Below are 20786 nucleotides of genomic sequence, written 5' to 3' on the forward strand. Positions count from 1 at the left end.
TAATATATTAGAGGAGGATTTTTAATGAGTAGCAAGCACACAGCAGCAAGAGGGACAGAACCGTTCGACAAAATGTATAGTTTGGGTTACCAAGTGAATCATGAAGATTGGTCACCTTTTTCACGCGTAAATCGTTTAAGACAAAAGTTTTTAGATAGACCATATGACGTGGATGTTGAACGTTTACGTCTTGTGACCGAAGCATATCAAAAACATGAAACGTGTTCTCGAAAATTGAAATGTGCGTATGCTTTTGAAAATATTTTACTGAATACAAGTTTATATATTTATGAAGATGATTTGATTGTAGGAGAAATTGCTGCACCGGCTAAAGCTTCGCCGATTTACCCTGAATTTTCTGTCAATTGGATTATTGATGAAATATTGCATTCTCCATTCGAAGAGCGACCGAATGATCAATTTTATATTAGAAATGAGGAGGAAAGAGACGAAATTTTGGAACTTTGCTCTTGGTGGAAAGGTCAGACGATTGATGACATGGTCAATGTCAGACTTGATGAGGATCAAACTAAAGGGTCTGAAGTAGGGGAGAAAATTTTCCAAACAAATCTTTATCACTATGCAGGAGCCGGACATCTAGCAATTGACTATGCAAAACTTATGCGAATAGGTTATGTAGGATTAATTGATGAAGCAAAACAGCGTTTAGAAAAACTCAGCAAGCGTGATCCAGAATATGCAGACAAACGAGATTTCTACGATGCTATGATTATTATGCATGAAGCAGCAAGAACATATATCAAGCGTTATGCAGAGTTAGCTGAAAAGATGGCTGAATCTGAAAAAAGTACTAAACGTAAGGAAGAACTTGAGGCAATTGCAACAAATTGCTATCAACTTGCGTTAGGAGCGCCTAAAACTTTCTGGCAAGCTTTACAATTGTTCAATATAGCAACGGCGTTAATTCAAGTTGAAAGTAATGGTCACTCTATTTCTTATGGTCGAATGGACCAATGGTTATACCCTTACTATGAAGCAGATATTGATAGTGATAAGATCACAAAAGAATTTGCACTTGAGCTTTTGGAAGTTGAGTATGTGAAGATGAATAATCCTACGAAACTAAAAGATAAGGGAAGCATGGCGTTGCGGAATGGTCGCGGATTTGGAGGAGAAAGTTTAACAATTGGTGGTGTAGATCAATACGGTAATGACGCTACGAATGATCTGACTATGCTAATGCTTGAAGGATCTGCACACACTCGAATGATGAATCCGTGGGTTTGTGTCAGAATGCATGAAGATACTCCTTATGAACTGCGAGTGAAAGCTACTGAGTGTATTCGAGCTGGATATGGTCATCCCAAATTATTCAACGACGCACCAACGATCAACGGTATGATGCGAAAAGGAATGTCACTTGAAGAGGCTAGAGATTATTGTGTAGTTGGATGTGTTGAAATTAGTTTACCAGGTAAGGAATATGGTTGGCATGATGCAGCCTATGTCAATACCCCAAAAATGATGGAAATGGTCGTTAATGGTGGGCGTAGCCTGAACACTGGAAAACAACTCGGACCTGACACGGGTAGTTTGGACACATATAAAAACTTTGATGAAGTTTTGGAAAGTGTGGATCAACAATTTGAGTATTGGACAGACCAAATGTGCAGTAGTCTGAATGTGATTGATACGATTCATCGTGAGCTTAAACCGTTACCATATGTTTCTGCATTTTTTGAAGATTGCTTAGAATCAGGAAAAGATTTGACTGAGGGTGGAGCAAAATACAATGGAACGGGTCCACAAGCTAGTGGGATGGCAACTTGCGCTGACTCACTATCTTCAATCAAACAGTTAGTATTTGAAGAAAAACGATGCACTGGTGAGGAACTTTTACAGGCGGTCAAAGATAACTGGAAGGGTCATGAAGTCTTATATTCATTAGTTAACAGTTCAAAAGTTCATCATTATGGAAACGATGACGATTATGCAGATGATCTATTTAAATATATGTTTGAATGCTACTGCAAACATGTGTCTGGTAGAAAAAATGTTCGAGGCGGTGAGTTCAGCCCTGGAGTGTATTCTGTAAATGCAAATGTAGCAATGGGAATGAATACAAATGCCTCTGTTGATGGACGGAAAAAAGGTGAAGCAATTTCGGATAACATGGGTCCAGTTCATACGGATGCGGGATCACACGATGTAAGCGGACCAACTGCATTAGTGAACTCATTGGCGAAAGTCGATCATAGCCTAGCTACTAATGGAACACTAATGAATTTGCGTTTTCCGCAAGAAGCTGTATCTGGAATTGAAGGTCGCGATAATTTAATTAGTTTTATCGATGCGTACATGGCAAAGAATCCAATGCATGTTCAGTTTAATATCATGAGTTCAGAGACAATGCGTGCTGCTCAGAAGAAACCAGAGGATTACAAAGATATGTTAGTGCGCGTTGCTGGATATAGTGCATACTTTGTTGAACTTGGGAAACCATTACAAAAGGATTTGATTCAACGTACTGAATTGAGTTTCTAAAAAAAGAAGAATGGGTGAAAAAAATGACGTTTGAATTTTCCTTTGTCCTTGTGGCATTAATGCAAATAGTTGGTTTTTTTGTACAGGGTTGTACAGGATTTGGTTGTACTGTAATCGCAGCAGCTGTAACAAATGGTTTGTTGGGAACGGAAGCGGGAGTGCCATATGGTACTCTCATCACCCTTCCTTTCTTATATTATTTAGGCATTAAAGCATTTAAAGAAGTCTCATGGAAAGATTTAGCAAAAATCATTGGTTTGTGTATTCCGGGAATTTTAGTGGGGAATTATTTATTTTACGCGATTAGTCCGAATATTGCCAAAATTTGTATTGGTGCGATGGTTACGCTTATTGCATCAATGAACATCTACAAATACATTATCAAACCAAAAATATCGGGGCAAACAGAAGCTGTTGAAGAAGTTGATACGGTTGGAAAGAAAATCTTTCGGTATGGTTGTCTAATCCTTGGAGGGATAGTCCATGGAGCATTTAATATCGGGGGACCATTGATTACTGTTTACACAATTGAAGCAGTACAAGAGAAAGAAAAATTTAGAAATACTATGAACATGGTATGGGTTGTCTTAAATACATGGAATGCTTTTTCGCAATATAGAAGTGGAGCATTTACTCCATATATGTTGAGTGCATTACTGGTGGGACTTCCAATGGCAGCTATAGGTTTCTTTTTAGGAATGGGCTTCTTGAAGAAAATCAATCGAGAACAATTCTTACGAATCGTTTATGTTGTATTGCTCTTTGTAGGCGGCAACATGTTGGTAACAAGTATTTTATCAGTTGTGTAGAAAACGGAGGAAGAGATAAATGAAAGATTTTACGTTTAAAGTACCTCAGAGCATTGAATTTGGAATGGGAAGTTTAAAAAAACTTCCAGAATTACTGAAAGAGAATAAATCAGATCATGTTTTCTTGATTTCTGATCGTGGTTTAGAAGATCTTGGAGTAGTAAAAAAAATTCAAGCTATCATTGAGGCGGGTGAGATCAAGTGTACAACTTATCTTGGGACAATTCCAAATCCAACTGTGGATGTAGTGAATGAGTCAGCAACGCTTTATAAAGAAAGTGGTGCTACTAGTATTGTTGCTCTTGGTGGTGGTAGTTCAATGGATGTTGCAAAAACTACTGGTGTTTTAGCGACATATGGTGGGAAAATCACTGATTACGAGGGGCTCTATAAAGTTCCTGGACCAATTGTACCGATTATTGCGATTCCAACCACAGCAGGTTCGGGAAGTGAAGTAACAGCATCAGCAGTAATTACAGATGAAGAAAGAAATTATAAGATGTCTGTAATTAGTTACGAAATGTTACCTAAATATGCTTTGCTAGATCCAGAATTAATTATGACTGCGCCCGCATCAATTGCAGCAGCATGTGGAATAGATGCCTTAATTCATGCAATGGAGGCTTATGTGTCTAAAAATGCTTCTCCCTTTACTGATGCAATGGCAGAAAAAGCGATGAAATTGATTGGAGGAAATCTTCGCCAGTTTGTTGCAAATAGACAGGATGATGAGGCCGCATGCGCCATGATGATTGGCTCTACTTTTGCAGGAATGTCATTTGCTTGGGCAAAATTAGGTAATGTTCATGCGATGAGCCATCCGTTAAGTGCGTATTTCCATATTGCACACGGTGTAGCAAATGCCATTCTCCTTCCAACTATTTTGGAGTACAACGCTTTGGCAGATCGTGGACGCTATGAAACAATATATAATTTTATTAGCGAAAAAAAGGAAGCAGTAACTGATTTTTATCCCCAAATGTTAGTTGATGAGATAAAAAAACTTAATGCTGACTTAGGCATTCCAAATAATCTTTCTGAAATGGGGGTCACAGAAGATAAGATTCCTGAAATGGCTGAAGATGCAATGAAAAGTCCTAACGTAGCGGTTAACCCACGATTGACAACTATCAAAGATATCATTGCCTTGTACCATAAAGCATTATAAAAAGATTATTAATAAACTTACAGAAGGATAAAGATTATGGGAATCACGATAGATAGAAAAAAATGTTTTAGATGGTTTATCTGCTTATTATTTCCATTAATAGTTGCTTTTATCCCAACTTCACATGACTTCACTAATAGTTTACGATTATTCTTGGTTTTGACGATATTTGTTATCTTAATTATTGCATTAGAACTGTTACCCAGATTGGTTTCAGCAATCCTTTTACCAACCCTGTACATGACTACTGGGTTGGTTCCAGCTGAAACAGCCTTTGCCTCGTGGACGAGTACCACTGTTTGGATGGTACTTGGAGGTCTTATTTTCAGCAATGTATTGGATGAAACAGGTCTTTTACGACGTATTGCCTACTACGTAATTAGAAAATGTGGGGGAACATACTCAGGTGCAGTATTTGGCTGTTTTTTTATCGGGATCATTCTTAATTTGATTACATTTTGTAATGGATGGTTAGTAGCAAGTGCTCTTGTTTATGGAGTTTGTAGTGCAATGAATATGAAGCCTTCAAAGGAAGCATCATTGATATGTTTCGCTGGGACAATTGGCGCTACGGGGTGTACTGTTTGTTTGTACTATCCAGGATATTTTTCTATGTTAGAAACAGCAATTAGGGAAGTGATCCCAAATTATCGTATGCCTATGCTCACATCGCTTAAATATAATGGCTTTTTTATTATTGCTTGTATTTTGTGTATTTTTATATTGATGAAAATCTATAATACTAAAAGTATGGCAATCAATGTCAGTAAAAAGCTTTTCGATGAAAAGTATCTGCAGCTTGGAGAGATGAGTTCCAAAGAAAAGAAGGCTGTAATTATGGTTATTCTTTTATTAGCATACTTATTTTCTTCAACGTTTCTTGATTTACCTGCTGCATACGGATTTATGATAATTCCCTTCTTGATGTATCTACCAATAATAGGAATTGGCAAAGAAAAGACACTAAATACACTTAATTTTTCAATGGTCTTTTTCGTTTCAACTTGTTTAGGCATTGGCGTGGTTGGTGCAAATGTGGGATTTGGTGATTATTTAACAGGAATTGCGGTACCAATGTTAGTAGGAAAAAGTAATTTAATAGTTTGTGTTTCTTTCTTGCTGATCGGCATGATTGCAAATTTTTTTATGACACCATTCGCAATGCTTGGAGGATTAGCTATACCATTTGTACAGATTGCAGCGACTCTTGGAATTAATCCAGTGGCCGCTTGTATGTGTCTACTATACTCCTGCGAAATGCTATTTATGCCATATGAATCCGCTGGTAATTTAATTATGTATGGATACGGTTTGATGCCGATGAAAGATTTTATTTTTCAAATGTCTTTAAAAGCTGGGGTCATGCTTATTGGATTTATCTTTGTAATGTATCCACTATGGAATTTATTTGGATTGATTTAAAAATGATCCCGAAAGGAAAAATTTTTATGATAAAATCAGTGGAAAAAAATCATCGTAAGTCAAATACGAAAAGTTTGGTTAAAACATTAGCAATGTTATCTTCATTTGATGAGCAAAATCCTATGCAGAGAACCTCAGATATTGCGGAAAGACTGGATATGAACATAAGCACGGTTTCTCGTCATTTGAATACCATGCTTGATCTAGGCTTTTTAGAACGAGATGAATATACTGGCTATTACTTCCCAGGTCCAGAGATTGTTGCACTGGCTGGAAGATCATTGCAAGCAAATGACGTATATCGTTATTCGTTTCCTGAAATCCATCGACTTTCTTATAAGTATCATGTTTGCGGTCATATGGCGGTTCCTCAGGAAAGTGAGGTAGTTCATCTAATTAGTAGCAGCTCTGAAAATTCTACAGATTTATTAATCCCAATGGGACATAAACACCCAATGTATTGCTCTGCGATGGGGAGAGTTTTTTTGGCATATTTACCACCGATTCAAGCTCAAGCGATTTTGAAAAACGGAAACTTAAAAAAATATACGTTTGGGACGAAGATAGAAATTAGTGATATTAATCAAGAGTTGATTCTGACAAGAAAAAGAGGTTATTGCATATTAATTAATGAACTCACTGAAGGAACAGCGTCACTTGCGGCTCCAGTTTTTAATCGAAGTAGAGAACCAGTTGCTTCTGTTAGTGTTTCAGCTAGTGCTCGCAGTCTTAGTAAGCCTGAAAGAGAAATTGAATTGGCAAAAGCAGTCATTACCGCTGCAGGAAGAATTTCTAGCAAGTTGGGCTATTATCCAGAATAGGTGTTAACGAAAGATGTCAAATTTTTTTTGGCATCTTTTTTGTTGCATATTGTGCAAATAGTTATTGTATTCTGCAACTTAGATGCGAATTTCGATAACTTATTGTATTAAGTGAAACAAGTATAAAAATGCATTGTTATTTATCAGTAATTTACTAATATGAAAGAAACAACAAAAAAATATTTAAATTTTGAAGGGAGTTATTATGAATTCGACACGACGGTTAGTTTATATTTTGTTGGGGCCTATGATTTTAGTTGCAAGTATCGCTCTACTTTCTGGCTTCTTGACACGACCAGGAGCAGAGGCAGTAGGAGTTTTGCTTTGGATGGTTTTTTGGTGGGTGACTCGACCAGTGCATATGACAGTCACTGCTTTTGTACCTGTCCTTGTTAATGCCCTGTTAAATATTGTTCCTATGGCTTCACTCACGGCGCAATACGCTTCTGACAGTATCATTCTGATACTTGGCTCAAGCCTCCTAACCTTACCTTGGGCTTCTACGGGGCTAGATCGACGAGTAGCACTGAAAATTTTATCTATTATCGGTCCTTCAATGAGATCTCAAATCACGGTTTGGTTACTTGCCAGTATGCTGGTTTCAAGTATATTACCGAATGTCGCAGTATGTGCCCTTTTTACACCAATTGCTGTTTCGATGTTAGCCGCTGCTGGAATTGAAAAGATTGAAACCAGTACACATGCAGTGCCTATACTTCTCGCAATAGGCTGGGGTGTTGGTTTGGGCGGAGTGGGTACGCCACTTGGTGGGGCAATGAATATCGCTGCGATCTCATTCTTGGAAGAATACACTGGTAATGAATTCATGTATGTGGATTGGATCGTTCGCATTGCACCATACTTCATTTTATTAGCCATTATAAGTCTGGTAGGAATGCTACTTCTTTATGGAAAATCAAGTCCTTTAAATGGTACAAAGGAATATTTTGTAAATAGTTATAGTGAATTAGGGATAATGAAGCGTGATGAAAAAATTTGTGCGGCACTTTTCTTAATTGCTTTAATCGGAGCGTTTACGCGGCCGCTATATGCAAATCTTTTACCAGGTTTAGCTCCTGCATATATTTTCTTGCTATTTGGAAGTTTATCATTTGTCATCAATGCAGCAAATAAGGAGCCAATGCTAGTGTGGGAAACTGCACAAAAAGGTGTTATGTGGGGCATGATGCTTTTATTCGGTGGTGGCTTGGCACTTGGGCGATTAGTAAATGATTCTGGCGCAGGATCTGCGATCGCTGACATTGTTGCCGATATGTCCCTGGATGGCGGACTCATGACAATTATTGTATTTACTGTTTTCGCTCGTGTTATCTCAGAGCTAACGAATTCAACAGTTGCCTCTGCTGTGAGTATCCCAATCGTCCTTGGTTTTGCTGTGAAAATGGGATTAAACCCAATTCCATATTGGTTTATCACAGTTATGGCTTATAATTCTGAGTATTTATTACCAATTAGTGTACGCGCAATACCAGTAGCTTATGGATTAGATGCAAACAAAATGTTGAAAGGAGGCGTGCCAATGACAATTGCAAGTACGATATTAGTAATTGTCTTTGGCTATGTTGTAATGCAGATTTGGCCGGGCTTTGGAGAGTTATCTTACCTAACAAATTAAAAAAGAGGAGTATAAGGATATGAGTAAATCAACTACTGTAAAAGAATTAGTGGAACGTTCAAAAGCAGCGCAAGAGCAATTTGCCTTTGTTACTCAAGAACAAGCAGACGCAGCGGCTCGCGCAATTTGTAAGGTTGTGTATGATAATGCCGAAAAATTAGGAGTAATGGCTGCTGAAGAGACTCGCATGGGTAGTAAGGCAGACAAAATTACTAAATGTCGAATGAAATCTTCTTTGATCTGGGAGAGTATCAAGAATGAAAAAACTGTTGGCGTAATCAATCGTTTAGAAAACCGGCAAATGCTTGAAATCGCGAAACCATTAGGTACGGTTGCCTGTATTATTCCATCAACGAATCCTGTAGTAACACCGATGTGCAATGCAGCTTTCGGTTTGAAAACAAGAAATTCTGTCATTTTTGCTCCGCACCCTCGTGCTGTTGAATGTACTAAATTGCTAGTTAAGATGTTTCGTGAGGAACTTTCGAAATTTGGATTCCCAGAAGATCTAGTTCTAGGGTTAGAAGAAGTTTCTATTGAAGATAGTAGTGAATTAATGAGCCTGTCTGATGTAGTAGTTGCCACAGGTGGCCCGGCAATGGTCAAAGCGGCATATTCTAGCGGAAAACCATCTCTTGGAGTAGGGCAGGGGAATGTTCAAAGTATTGTAGATAGAGATGCTGATTTGTCTGCGGCAGCAGAAAAAATTCTAATTGGTCGCAGTTTTGACAACGGGTTAATTTGTCTTGGAGAACAGACCGCGTTCATTCCAGAAGAAAAAATGGATTTATTTATAGAAGAGATAAAAAAACATGGTGGTTTTTATGTTGCTGATCTGGATGAGGTTGAAAAAGTAAGAGAAGGATTATTCCCGAATTCAGGCCCCTTAAATCGAGATATCGTTGGATTAGACGCAGAACAATCAGGGAAAATTATTGGTATAGATGTTCCTGCAAATACAAAAGCAATAGTCGTAAAAGCTAGTGGCGTTGGCTGCGAGGATGTATTGTGCCGAGAAAAGCTATGTCCCGTTTTAACCCTATATCCATATGATACCTTCGAAAAAGGTGTGGCGATGATGATGGAAAATTTGGATTATGAAGGTAAAGGTCATAGTATTTCGATTCATTCGAATACACCCGAACATGTGGAATATGCGGCTATTCAGTGTTCTGTTTCACGAGTAGTAGTCAATCAACCGGCAGGAACAACCGGTGGAGGATCGCCCACAAATGGCTTTGTTGCAACTACAACACTTGGTTGTGGTTCGTGGGGAAATAACAGTTTTAGTGGTAATTTAAGCCATAAACACTTCATGAATATCACTCGTGTGGGATACCCTTATGAGGAATCTTATTTGCCAGATCCTGAATTAGCTTGGAAATAAAAATAGAAAAATTATGATTCTTGGCCCTTTGGTGCAGGAACATTTATAGAAAGGAAAATCTAATGGATTATTTGGAAATTGAAGGAAAAGCACAATTAGAACGTTTTGGAATACCAATTAATGAAAGTATCTTACTTACCGGTGACAATATTCCAGAAGATATTCCTTACCCGTGTGTCTTAAAAGGGCAAATTTTGTCAGGGAAGCGTGGAAAAGCAGGGGCGGTTCGAGTCGTTAAAACAAGAGCTGAATTGATCGAAGCTAAAGAGATAATTGAACAAATCAAGATTAATGATCAAGTAATGGAAGGCGTCATTGCCTGCGGATTCCTGCCTATTGAGGAAGAATATTATCTAGGAATGACTCTTGATGTAAAAAATAGAGCAATGATCATGTTGTTTACTCCTTTTGGTGGAATGGATATTGAAGAACTTGCAGAAACAGATCCAGAAAAACTTTTGCGTTTCGATTGTACAGAAGGGTTTAATGCCGAGAAATTCAAAAAAGCATCCACTATTTTTGAACTGCCAGAAAAACGTCTGAATCTGGTAGTGGATATTGCTGAGAAATTATCCGAGGCATGCTTCGCGCTTGATGCTACAACCATTGAAATTAATCCCTTAGCGTTACTAAAGGATGAAAGCTTAATGGCTATCGATGCAAAACTTGTAATCGATGACAATGCATTGTATCGACAAGGAGATTACACGATACTTCCTCGGACAGTTCAAGAAAAGTCACTTCAAGAGATTGAAGCTGAACAGTATGATCTGACTTATGTCGAGGTAGATCCTAAAGGGAATATTGGTACGATGGCAGGCGGGGCAGGAATTGGCATGGCAACTATGGACACCGTTTTTCATTACGGCGGGAGAGTTAATAATTTCCTTGATTTAGGTGGTGGAGTTACTTCCGAAAAGACTTACCAAGCAATGAGGATTTTACTTGAAAATGAAAACACTGATTATATTTTGATTAATATCTTTGGTGGTATCAATAACTGTGCTGACATGGCAGAGGGAATTACTCGCGCTTATAAAGAATCAGGAATCAGCAAAACAGTTGTAGTAAAAAGTCGTGGATTTAATCAGGAACAAGGTTGGAGTATGTATAAAGAACTCGGTTTCCCGCAGGCGAAATATGGAACGACGGATGAAGCAGTTCAAATACTTTTAGCGTTAAAGGGGGCAAAATAGAGTGAGTATTTTAATTAATCAGGAAACAGAGCTGTTGATCATTGGTATAACTGGGAAACAAGGTCGTATTCATGCGAAACGAACGATTGAAAGTGGAGCGAAATTACGCGCAGGTGTTGCACCCGGTAAAAACGGAGAAATGGTTGAAGGAATTCCAGTGTTTGAGAGTGTTGAAGATGCGAGAAAAGAATTTCCCCAGATTCGTGCGGCAATGCTATTAACGCCTCCAAGATTTGTTAAGGATGCCGCTATTCAAGCTTTACAATCAGGAATTGAGTTATTGGTGATAATCACTGAGTTCGTTCCTGTTCTTGATACATTAGAAATTGTTACCAAAGCGAAGAAATTAGGAGCAAAAGTTGTTGGTCCAAATACGATTGGTGTAATAGCTCCTGGGAAATCTAAATTAGGGATTATGCCTGCAGATATTTATGGTAAAGGGCGTATTGGTATTATTTCTAGAAGTGGAACGCTCACTCATGAAACTGCTTCCAATTTAACTTTTAAAGGTTACGGCTTATCTACCTGTGTCGGTATTGGCGGAGATTCGATTGTCGGAATGGATCATGCTGATGTATTGGAACTGTTTGCAAATGATGATGAGACGGATGCTATTGTACTGATTGGAGAAATTGGTGGTACTAGTGAAGAAATGGCCGCAGCTAAAATCAAAGAATTAAATATACAAAAACCGATTTGTGCTTATATTGCAGGAATGCATGCGCCTGAAAACAAGAAAATGGGTCATGCTGGAGCTATTGTTAGTGGAAATATGGGAACTGTAAAATCAAAAGTAGAGGCGCTAGAAGATGCAGGAGTCACAGTTTGTCCAACGCTCGGGAAAATTGTTGAGTTCATGGAAAAAACAAATTCCCAGACAAATGGTAAATTACGCTCTCTAGAACCTAAAGTAGATGCATCTATTTTGCAAACTTGATTTGCTGTAAAAATGTAACACTGAATAATCGATACTGAATTTGTGAAATCTCTTTGTGAATGCGAACAAATATGAAGAATGAGGATTTTTATTTCTATAATGGTAAAGCCTGACTAATTAAAAACTTAGTGTCAAACTAGTTAAATTGATGTGAATATATAAACTTAGAATTTTAAATTTCTCCATATGTAAAGGCTCATGATAAGAGGGCATACATATGGAGATTTTTGTATTTACTCGTCAACTGCTTCTTTGATAGGAAAAAAGAAGACATTTAGAAAATTAGTTAAGAATATTTTTTAACGGATTTGTTAGGAGACTTTCCATAAAGCAAAGTATTTAGATAACCTCAAGAAATCAAATTTGGTATGATATTAAGCTTTTATGCTCTAAAAAAAGAACGGTAAATAGTAAAACGAAAATAATTGATTAAAGCTACTAATAATCCAAAGTTTTGCTCACACCGAATTAACATCCTTTGCTAATCAAATTTTCCTTTACATTGGTATTGAAAGCGGTTATACTAAGACCATAATTAATTAATTAAACATATTAATCAAAAGAAAGAGGTAAACATTATGAAATACTTTTTAGACAGTGCAAAAATTGAGGAGATTCGCTATGCTCGGGATAATTTTGGGATTGACGGCGTAACAACGAATCCAAGACACATCATGAACAGCGGTAAACCTTTCTTAGTTGTCCTTGAGGAGCTAGCAAATGAGTTTAAAAATGACCCTGAATTTCCAATTTCAGTAGAAATCAATCCTCATTTAGATGATGCTGATGAAATCGTAGCAGAAGGGAAAAAAATTGCTGCTTTATCTAAAAACTTCGTTATCAAAATTCCTTGTTGCGAATCAGGCTTGACAGCTGCACGGAGACTTGAAGAAGAAGGTGTACGAACAAACGTAACATTAGTATTCTCACCATCTCAATCAATTGTTCCTGCGAAAAACGGCTCGAAATTTGTTTCACCTTTTGTTGGCTGGAAAGAGAATAGTGGAGACAATGCGTTTGATTATATTCGTGACATTGTAAAAATTTATAAAAACTATGATTTTGAAACTGAAATCATCGTTGCTGCTTTAAGAAACGGTTTTCAGATTGGCGAAGCAGCAAAAGCTGGTGCTGATATTGTAACTTGTGGACTGGATGTCTTTAAAGCAAGCTTTGAGCATCCGTTTACTGATTACGGTTTAGGAGTATTTAGAAATGCATGGGACAACACAAAAGAAAGTTGAGGGTAACTATGAAATTAGCTGAAATACAAGAAGTAAATTCAAATTTTGATTTGTATTCAGTTGAACAGGATTGTTTTGAAGAATATGGGCGAATCTTGAAAAATTTTGATACGCGAGAACTATTGATCAAATTACAAGAGAAACCATTACCGTCTGAAGGGAATGTTTATGTCCCTTCAGATCATGAACTTGAGTCCTTGACGATTAAAGACGAATTACAAAGAGAAATTTATGGTAATTTACCAATTCAAATTGGCTATTGCAATGGCAATAGCAATAAATTGAACGCATTAGAGTACCATAAGTGTCCAGAAATTAATATTGCTACTGAGGATATCGTTCTGTTTTTAGGAAAGATGTCATTAATCAAAGATGATAGCTACAGTTCCAAAAATGTTGTTGCTTTTTTTGTACCAAAAGGAACTTTGATTGAGTTATATGGGACAACGCTTCACTTCGCTCCATGTAAGACAACTGAAATTGGTTTTCGCACTATTGTGGTGTTACCTGAGGGAACGAATGAAGATTTCGAACAACAAGATTTAGACAGGATTAAAGACAAAACGTTGTTTAAGATGAACAAATGGTTATTGAGCCATCCCGAAAATGATCGAATGATAGGAATGGGTGCGTATCCAGGGCTTTATGGAGAAAATTTTGAATTGAAACAGCCTGTGGGCGTATAGGAAGTGAGAACATGTTAACTAAAGTATTATTTTTACCTACTGCTCGTTTAACCTTTGATGTCGAACTTGCAGAAAATATCTACTCTCAAAGTAAAGAATTATTGTTAAATATGGAAGGGATTCAACCAATAATTCCAGAGGGGTTATTGACTGATCCAGATATGTTAGTAGATTTTATCAATGTGCATGGTCTTGATGCAGATGTCATTTTGTTTCAAGACACAACGTTCACTGACGGAGAATTTATCCAGAATGCGATTGATTTGGTAAATGTCCCAGTTATTATTTGGGGCTTAAAGGAACCTAGTATTGGTGGACGCTTGCGGTTGAATTCTTTAACCGGTGTGATGAGTACAGCAAATGTTTTACACAATAATAAACGTCCATACTTATACACTCGTGGAAATCCTGAGGAAAAAGCAACAAAAATTAATTTAGAAAAACAGATTAATGTTTTATCGGCTATTAAAAAAGTGAAGAATCTCACCATTGGAGTCATCGGAAATTATCCGGGAGGATTCTTTTTCTCGGGCGCGAATGAAATGGATTTAAGAAATGCCTTTGGTGTTGATTTGAAACATTACGAACTCCATGATTGGTTTGACTTAGCTAAAGAAGTGAATGAGGAAGAGTATCAGTCAGAAATTGATTTTGCTGAAAAACAAATCATTGGGTTAAATAGAACTGATCACACAGTGAAGCGTTTCGCGCAATTTGTTAAAGTAGCCAAAGATTATATTCGAAATGATGGATTAAGCGCTATTGCAATGAGATGTTGGCCTGACTTTTTCGTTGAATTAAAAGCTGCACCGTGTGGCGCTTTTTCACAATTGACAGAACAAGGTTTTCCAACTGCCTGTGAAGCCGATATTCATGGTTCCCTTTCAATGTATATTTTACAAATGCTTTCAAAAGGTAATGCACCGTATATGGGAGATGTAGTCAACATCGTACCTGAAAACAATTCTATTATTTTATGGCATTGTGGGTTCGCACCATATTCAATAGCTAATCCAAAAACGGGGGCTACTGCGGGAGTTCATCCAAACAGGAAAATAGGATTAGCAATGGACTTCGGCATTAAGCCAGGTGAAGTAACTCTTTTCCGTGTAGGATATGGTCCTGAAGGGTATCGTTTCGTTATTACTAAAGGTAATGCATTAGATGTTCCGAATTCCTATCTTGGGACATCTGCTGAAATTAAACTAGATAAAGATGCAGATGAGTTCGTGACTTACACAGTCGAACAAGGAATTGAACCTCATTTTGCGATGATTCATGGTGATGTAACTAAAGAATTAGTCGAAATGGCGCGTGTATTAAATATTGAAACACTTGTATATTAGGAGGAATATATTGTGAAATTAGGATTTGTTGGATTAGGGATTATGGGTGAATCGATGGCCTTAAATCTTGTTAAGAAAAGCAATACTGAAGTATATGTGTTTGATTTTGTGAAAGAAAAAGTGCAAGAACTTGTGGCCGAAGGCGCGATTGCGGCAAGCAGTGGTAAAGAGGTTGCTGAAAATGCAGATATTGTTTTTACAAGTGTTCCTAAAGCGACCCATGTAAAAGCTGTACATGAGGAAATCTATCCAGTTGTAAAAGAAGGGCAAATTTTTGTTGACATGAGCACTATCGCACCAAAAGATTCGATTGCTCTTGGTGAGGAAATGTCAAAACGCCGAGCCTATTTCTTAGATTCACCAGTAGTAAAATCTAAGCAGGCTGCTATCGATGGAACATTGGGGATTTACGTTGGCGGACCAAAAGAGCAGTTTGAAGTAATTAAACCCTTTTTAGAAATGATCGGTAGTGCAGTTGTTTATATGGGAACAAATGGAAAAGGCCTAGTTATGAAAATTTGCCACAATATGTTAGTTGGTGAAATTCAAAATGGCGTTAATGAAATGATGGTCTTGGCTAATCAAAATGGTATCAATTGGGAAGATTTTTCTGCGGCAATTGACATTGGCGGTGGAAAAAACTTCTATCTTGAAACAAAAGGAAAAGCAATTGGTACACAAGATTTCACTACAGCTTTTTCAGTTGAAAACATGTATAAGGATGTCAATATCGCAGGTGAAATGATTTCTGAACAAGGACTAGATTTACCAGGAACAAAATTGGTTCAGGCAGTATATCAAAGCGCTATGGATAAGGACTTTGGTGGAGAAGATTTCTCAGCAACTTTTAAAATTGTTTCAGATCAATAAAAAAGGAGAATAGTTCATGAAAATGGAAAAGAACGGAAATAGCATCGTTGTTGATAGCAATACACTAAGTTACAACGACCGTGTGATCTTTGATTGGTCAGTCGATCCAGTAGCGTTTATTGGTCGAGGAGAAGAAGAAGTAGAGATGTATCGCGGTAATTTCAAAATTGAAGACTATCTTATTACACGCATACCACTAGATAAAGTTGACTATACTGAGGCCGATGATCAAATCAAATTAAGCTTAAGCTGTGGGGATAGTAAAGCCGCTTTAGTCATTATTGCGAAGTTTGATGATTTAGGACGATTGGTATTAGCTCTTGAGGGAGATGATAAATCGTATAATCGACTATGGCTTCGTTTGGCAGCCAACTCCGACGAAAAAGTTTATGGTTGTGGGGAACAGCTATCTCATTTTAATCTACGTGGCAAACATTTTCCATTGTGGAGCTCTGAGCCGGGTGTAGGACGTAATAAGGAAACTCTGACCACTTTCTGGGCTGATGTAAAAGACAAAGCTGGTGGTAATTATTATACTACTAACTATCCAGAAGCTACTTTTGTTTCAACAGAAAAATATTATTGCCATACTAATTCTTATGCATATGCGGATTTTGATTTTCGAAATGATCATTTCCATGAGTTGCAATACTGGGAAATCCCGGATTCTCTCGTGTTCGAAACAGCGCCTACTTATAAAAAGTTGATCGAAAAGCTAACTGGATTGTTAGGCCGTCAGCCTCAATTACCAGAATGGTCAGACAATGGTTTTCTATTAGGTATCCAAGGTGGAACAGATTATGTTTACAATACCGGTAAGAAATTGATTGATAAAGGTGTAAAACTTGCAGGCTTTTGGTGTCAGGATTGGGAAGGCATCAGAATGACCAGTTTCGGTAAACGGTTATTTTGGAATTGGGAATGGAACGGTGAATTATATCCGGAATTAGATAAAAAGATTCATGAATGGAAAGAAAATGAAAACCTTCGATTCATGACATATATCAATCCTTATGTTGCTATTGATGCAAAAATGTATCCAGAAGCTGATGCTAAGGGATATTTTGCAAAAAATAAAGATGGTGGCACTTATCAAGTAGATTTCGGAGAGTTTAATTGCGGTGTGGTTGATTTTACTAATCCAGAGGCTTTCGATTGGTTTAAGAATGTCATTAAAACTGAACTAATCGATTTTGGGTGTGATGGATGGATGGCAGATTTTGGTGAGTATCTACCAACAGATGTCGTACTCCATGATGGTACTGACCCGATGGTTGCTCACAATAAATGGCCGATGCTTTGGGCAAAATGTAATTATGATGCAGTGCAGGAATCTGGTAAATGGGGAGAGATTGTTTACTTTATGCGCGCTGGAGCAACTGGTAGTCAAAAATATTGTCCTTTAATTTGGGCAGGAGATCAAAGTGTGAACTGGAGTCTTGATGACGGGCTTGCATCTACAATACCGGCAGCACTTTCAGTGGGAATGTCAGGCTGTGGATTAAGCCATAGTGATATCGGCGGATATACAAGTTTACACGGGAATATTCGTACAAAAGAATTATTTATGCGGTGGGCTGAAATGGGTGCTTTCTTACCGTTCATGAGAAGTCATGAAGGAAATCGTCCTGCAGAAAACTTCCAAGTTTTTGATGATGATGAAGCTATTGATCACCTAGCGATTTGTACAAATGTTTTTACCGATTTGACAGATTATCGTCGGGCTATTGTTAAGGAAAACTCGGAAAAAGGTACTCCTGTCCAACGTCCTTTATTTATGGAATATGAGGATGACCAACACGCTTATGATATTCAATATCAATATCTGTTTGGCCCTGATGTTATGGTGGCACCTGTTCATGAAGAAGGAAAATCCGAATGGGATGTGTATCTTCCCGAAGATACTTGGGTTCATTTGTGGACCGGAAAAGAATTTAAAGGTGGTAATTATACAGTTGCCTCACCAATTGGTCAGACTCCTGTATTTTATCGTAAAGGCTCAGAATACGCTGAATTATTTGAGTCTATTACAAGTAAATATAAATAATTTAAGAAAAGGAAGGTAAAGCAATGGAACTTCATATGATGGTACTGTTTGTATTTTGTCTGGTGATTCTGTTTTCTAATATTATTCAAGGAATCACAGGATTCGCAGGTACTCTTATTGCTATGCCCTTCCTGCTAATATTGGTTGATTTGGAGACTGCAAAACAGGTTTTAAATGCTTTAGGTATCGTGGGCAGTCTCTGGATCATTAGTAAGGACCATGCCTTTGTTAGAGGGGATTTACTGAGGAAAATTATTCCAACTATGGGCATCGGTTTAGCAATAGGTATTATTTGCTACAATTTTTTTCCGAAAGACGTTTTAATGTATTTACTCCCAGTATTTATCCTATTCATTGGTATTAAAGGTTTATTGGAATCATTCATGAAAAGTAATAAAACAAGAAAAAAGAAAAATCCAATTGTAAATCTTTTACTTTTGTTAGGAGCTGGAATTGTTCATGGACTCTTTGTTTCTGGAGGTCCTTTACTAGTAACGTTTGCAACGAAGGAAATCGATAACAAAAGAGAATTTCGTGCAACTTTATCGGTTGTATGGCTAGTATTAAATTCTCTCATTTTAATTCAAAGTATTATAGCGAAAGCAATAACAGCTCAAATCGCAACTTATATGGCAATTTCCATTATTCCTCTTCTATTTGGAATAGTGATCGGTGGAATTTTGTTGAAAAAAATGAGTCAGGTAACATTTATGCATATCTCATATGCTTTGTTAATATTTTCAGGTATCAGTCTTTTGATATAGACATCTTTTTGATGTCTTTCCTTTAGCAAAGAAATGAGAGCGGTGTCAAAGAATAAGGAGATGAAAAAATGGCAAAAACAGTAATTGTTGATGATGCTCCAAAGTTTGGTATGAAGGATAAAATCGGGTATGCTCTTGGTGATTTTGGATGTAACTTATCTTTTGTAATGGTTAGTACTTATTTTATGGTCTTTTATGTAACGGTAATGGGAATCAGTCCTGTACATTTTGGATTTATTGCGTTGGCTTCTCGAGTATGGGATGGCTTGAACGATATTTTTGTGGGTTCAATGGTCGATAGATTACGTCCTAAACCAGGTAAAAGTAAGTTTAAAACTTGGATGTTCTACGGAAGCATTTTATTGATTTTTGCAACAATTATTATGTTTACACCAATAGAAGCCTTATCGTATGGTGGTCGTCTAGCAATGTGTATGGGATCTTATGCTCTGTGGACTCTCGTATATACCGCGGTGAATGTTCCTTATGGTTCAATGGCTTCGGTTATCACAACGGATGGTGTTGAACGTGCTGAGTTATCAAAGTACCGTGCACTTGGTAGTCTACTAGGGAATGTACCTGCAGGTGTCGTACTTCCATTAGTTCTTTATAATGCACAATCTGGAGATCCAATTTTTTCTCGTTTTATTCCTACAGCGATCGTTATGGGATTGATGGGAACAGTTTGTATTCAAGCGTGTGCGAAAATGTGTACAGAACGTATCGTTCGAGTGGAAGAGCCTACAGATACAAATCAGTCACGAGGGAATTTCTTTAAGACATTCTTTTCAGCTATGTCAAGCCGTCCAATGATTGGTTTGATAATTGCAACCTGTGCTTTATTGATGTTATTACAATCAAATAACGCAACGAATCAATACGTATTCATGTTGCATTACCAAAGAACAGACTTGTTGAGCTTGACTATGATGTTATCTTATATTCCCCAAATTTTGATGATGATTTTCTTAACACCATTAGTTAAAAAGATTGGTAAGAAGAATTTGATTACGTACCCATTTATTGGTGTAGTTGCAGTTGCAGCCTTTATGATGATTACTCCTATGGATAATCCATATGTTTGGATTGCGTGTCAATTTTTCATTGGTTTATTGCAAGGTGCTTTTGTTATGTTAATGTGGGCGCTGATCTCGGATATTATTGATTACATGGAAGCTCGGACTGGCAGACGTGAAGAAGGAACCGTTTATTCATCGGTTACTCTATTCCGTAAATTTGCATCAGGATTTGGTCAAGTAGTAATTGGTACTGGTTTATCTGCTGTTGGTTATAACGAAACAGTCAACGTTGCTCAACAGGCTGCCGGAGTAGGTAGTGGTGTGAAAACGTTTGCCGCGTTGTTGCTTTTAATTGGTGGAGCAATTATCTTCTGCTCAATGAAATTTATCTATAACTTAGATGATGAAAAAATGAAGGAAGTTGAAGCGAAGTTGAATCACGAACCGGAAGTAGAAACAGAAGCAGCAATGATTATGGAATCAATTGCTGAATCAAATCAAAGTAATGAAATCATGAAAGAACCAAATGCTTGAAAAGATAAGAAAGAATAAATGTTTTATCGATTTTATTTTTCTGTGCCTTTAACAAATGGTCACTAGCAAGTGAAAACTTCGATTGTAATAGTAGATTATTCAAGAAAAGGTTTGAAAGAAATAAATGATTTCAGATAGTTTCTGAGAAAGAAAGTGACAAATATAAAATAGGATAATATTTTCTTGAATAGTTCCACCCAACTAAATTATCTTCACATTGGGCTCCAGTCACCCCCTGGGGCTTTTTTTATTTTAGTAAATAATTTTTGCACGAAATTCTCCTTTCCAAAAGAGATAAGCGTTATTAATTTAGTGATAAGAGGGGAATGGCTATATTTACAAATCATATGATATAGAATCAAAAAAACCGAGGAAATTTGAGATATTTCTATGAT

The 20786-nt window shown here is 37.3% G+C and carries 16 protein-coding genes; all 16 read left to right on the forward strand.

Annotation, left to right across the window (positions count from 1 at the left end; genetic code table 11):
* The first annotated feature begins 24 nt into the window (after nucleotides 1-24).
* Nucleotides 25-2505, forward strand: coding sequence for a (2S)-3-sulfopropanediol dehydratase (hpfG, locus tag I592_RS06460; protein ID WP_010781016.1), 2481 nt, complete (start codon nucleotides 25-27; stop codon nucleotides 2503-2505).
* Nucleotides 2506-2528: 23 nt separating this feature from the next.
* Nucleotides 2529-3314, forward strand: coding sequence for a sulfite exporter TauE/SafE family protein (locus tag I592_RS06465; RefSeq protein WP_010781015.1), 786 nt, complete (start codon nucleotides 2529-2531; stop codon nucleotides 3312-3314).
* 19 nt (nucleotides 3315-3333) lie between these two features.
* Complete coding sequence (locus I592_RS06470) at nucleotides 3334-4482, forward strand: iron-containing alcohol dehydrogenase (RefSeq protein ID WP_010781014.1); 1149 nt, start codon at nucleotides 3334-3336, stop codon at nucleotides 4480-4482.
* Nucleotides 4483-4518: 36 nt separating this feature from the next.
* On the forward strand, nucleotides 4519-5904 hold the full coding sequence (locus tag I592_RS06475) for an SLC13 family permease (protein ID WP_010781013.1): 1386 nt from the start codon (nucleotides 4519-4521) through the stop codon (nucleotides 5902-5904).
* Nucleotides 5880-6725, forward strand: coding sequence for an IclR family transcriptional regulator (locus I592_RS06480; RefSeq protein WP_208856165.1), 846 nt, complete (start codon nucleotides 5880-5882; stop codon nucleotides 6723-6725). The genes I592_RS06475 and I592_RS06480 overlap by 25 nt, the downstream gene beginning before the upstream one ends.
* Nucleotides 6726-6930: 205 nt before the next feature.
* Nucleotides 6931-8361 (forward strand): SLC13 family permease, encoded by a 1431-nt coding sequence (locus I592_RS06485; protein WP_010781011.1) that lies wholly within the window; start codon nucleotides 6931-6933, stop codon nucleotides 8359-8361.
* Between the two features lie 19 nt (nucleotides 8362-8380).
* The gene (locus I592_RS06490) at nucleotides 8381-9748 is read left to right on the forward strand and encodes an aldehyde dehydrogenase family protein (RefSeq protein ID WP_010781010.1); all 1368 of its coding nucleotides are present in this window, start codon (nucleotides 8381-8383) and stop codon (nucleotides 9746-9748) included.
* A 62-nt stretch (nucleotides 9749-9810) separates the two neighbouring features.
* Nucleotides 9811-10944 (forward strand): ATP-grasp domain-containing protein, encoded by a 1134-nt coding sequence (locus I592_RS06495; RefSeq protein WP_010781009.1) that lies wholly within the window; start codon nucleotides 9811-9813, stop codon nucleotides 10942-10944.
* Between the two features lies 1 nt (nucleotide 10945).
* Nucleotides 10946-11881 carry a succinate--CoA ligase subunit alpha gene (gene sucD / locus I592_RS06500; RefSeq protein WP_010781008.1) on the forward strand — a complete coding sequence of 312 codons (936 nt, stop codon included), beginning with the start codon at nucleotides 10946-10948 and terminating at the stop codon, nucleotides 11879-11881.
* 578 nt (nucleotides 11882-12459) lie between these two features.
* Nucleotides 12460-13125: a transaldolase family protein gene (locus tag I592_RS06505; protein WP_010781007.1), complete on the forward strand. Its 666-nt coding sequence runs from the start codon at nucleotides 12460-12462 to the stop codon at nucleotides 13123-13125.
* 8 nt (nucleotides 13126-13133) lie between these two features.
* Nucleotides 13134-13811 (forward strand): DUF4867 family protein, encoded by a 678-nt coding sequence (locus tag I592_RS06510; protein ID WP_010781006.1) that lies wholly within the window; start codon nucleotides 13134-13136, stop codon nucleotides 13809-13811.
* Between the two features lie 11 nt (nucleotides 13812-13822).
* A complete protein-coding gene (locus tag I592_RS06515; RefSeq protein ID WP_010781005.1) occupies nucleotides 13823-15157 on the forward strand; it encodes an L-fucose/L-arabinose isomerase family protein in 1335 nt (444 codons plus the stop codon).
* Between the two features lie 12 nt (nucleotides 15158-15169).
* Nucleotides 15170-16027 (forward strand): NAD(P)-dependent oxidoreductase, encoded by an 858-nt coding sequence (locus tag I592_RS06520; protein WP_010781004.1) that lies wholly within the window; start codon nucleotides 15170-15172, stop codon nucleotides 16025-16027.
* A 16-nt stretch (nucleotides 16028-16043) separates the two neighbouring features.
* Complete coding sequence (locus I592_RS06525) at nucleotides 16044-18074, forward strand: alpha-glucosidase (protein WP_010781003.1); 2031 nt, start codon at nucleotides 16044-16046, stop codon at nucleotides 18072-18074.
* Between the two features lie 23 nt (nucleotides 18075-18097).
* Nucleotides 18098-18838 carry a sulfite exporter TauE/SafE family protein gene (locus I592_RS06530; protein ID WP_010781002.1) on the forward strand — a complete coding sequence of 247 codons (741 nt, stop codon included), beginning with the start codon at nucleotides 18098-18100 and terminating at the stop codon, nucleotides 18836-18838.
* Between the two features lie 68 nt (nucleotides 18839-18906).
* Nucleotides 18907-20391 carry an MFS transporter gene (locus tag I592_RS06535; RefSeq protein ID WP_010781001.1) on the forward strand — a complete coding sequence of 495 codons (1485 nt, stop codon included), beginning with the start codon at nucleotides 18907-18909 and terminating at the stop codon, nucleotides 20389-20391.
* The last annotated feature ends 395 nt before the right edge of the window (nucleotides 20392-20786 follow it).

Origin of the sequence: Enterococcus gilvus ATCC BAA-350, from assembly GCF_000407545.1 — a bacterium.
Taxonomy (GTDB): Bacteria; Bacillota; Bacilli; order Lactobacillales; family Enterococcaceae; genus Enterococcus_A; species Enterococcus_A gilvus.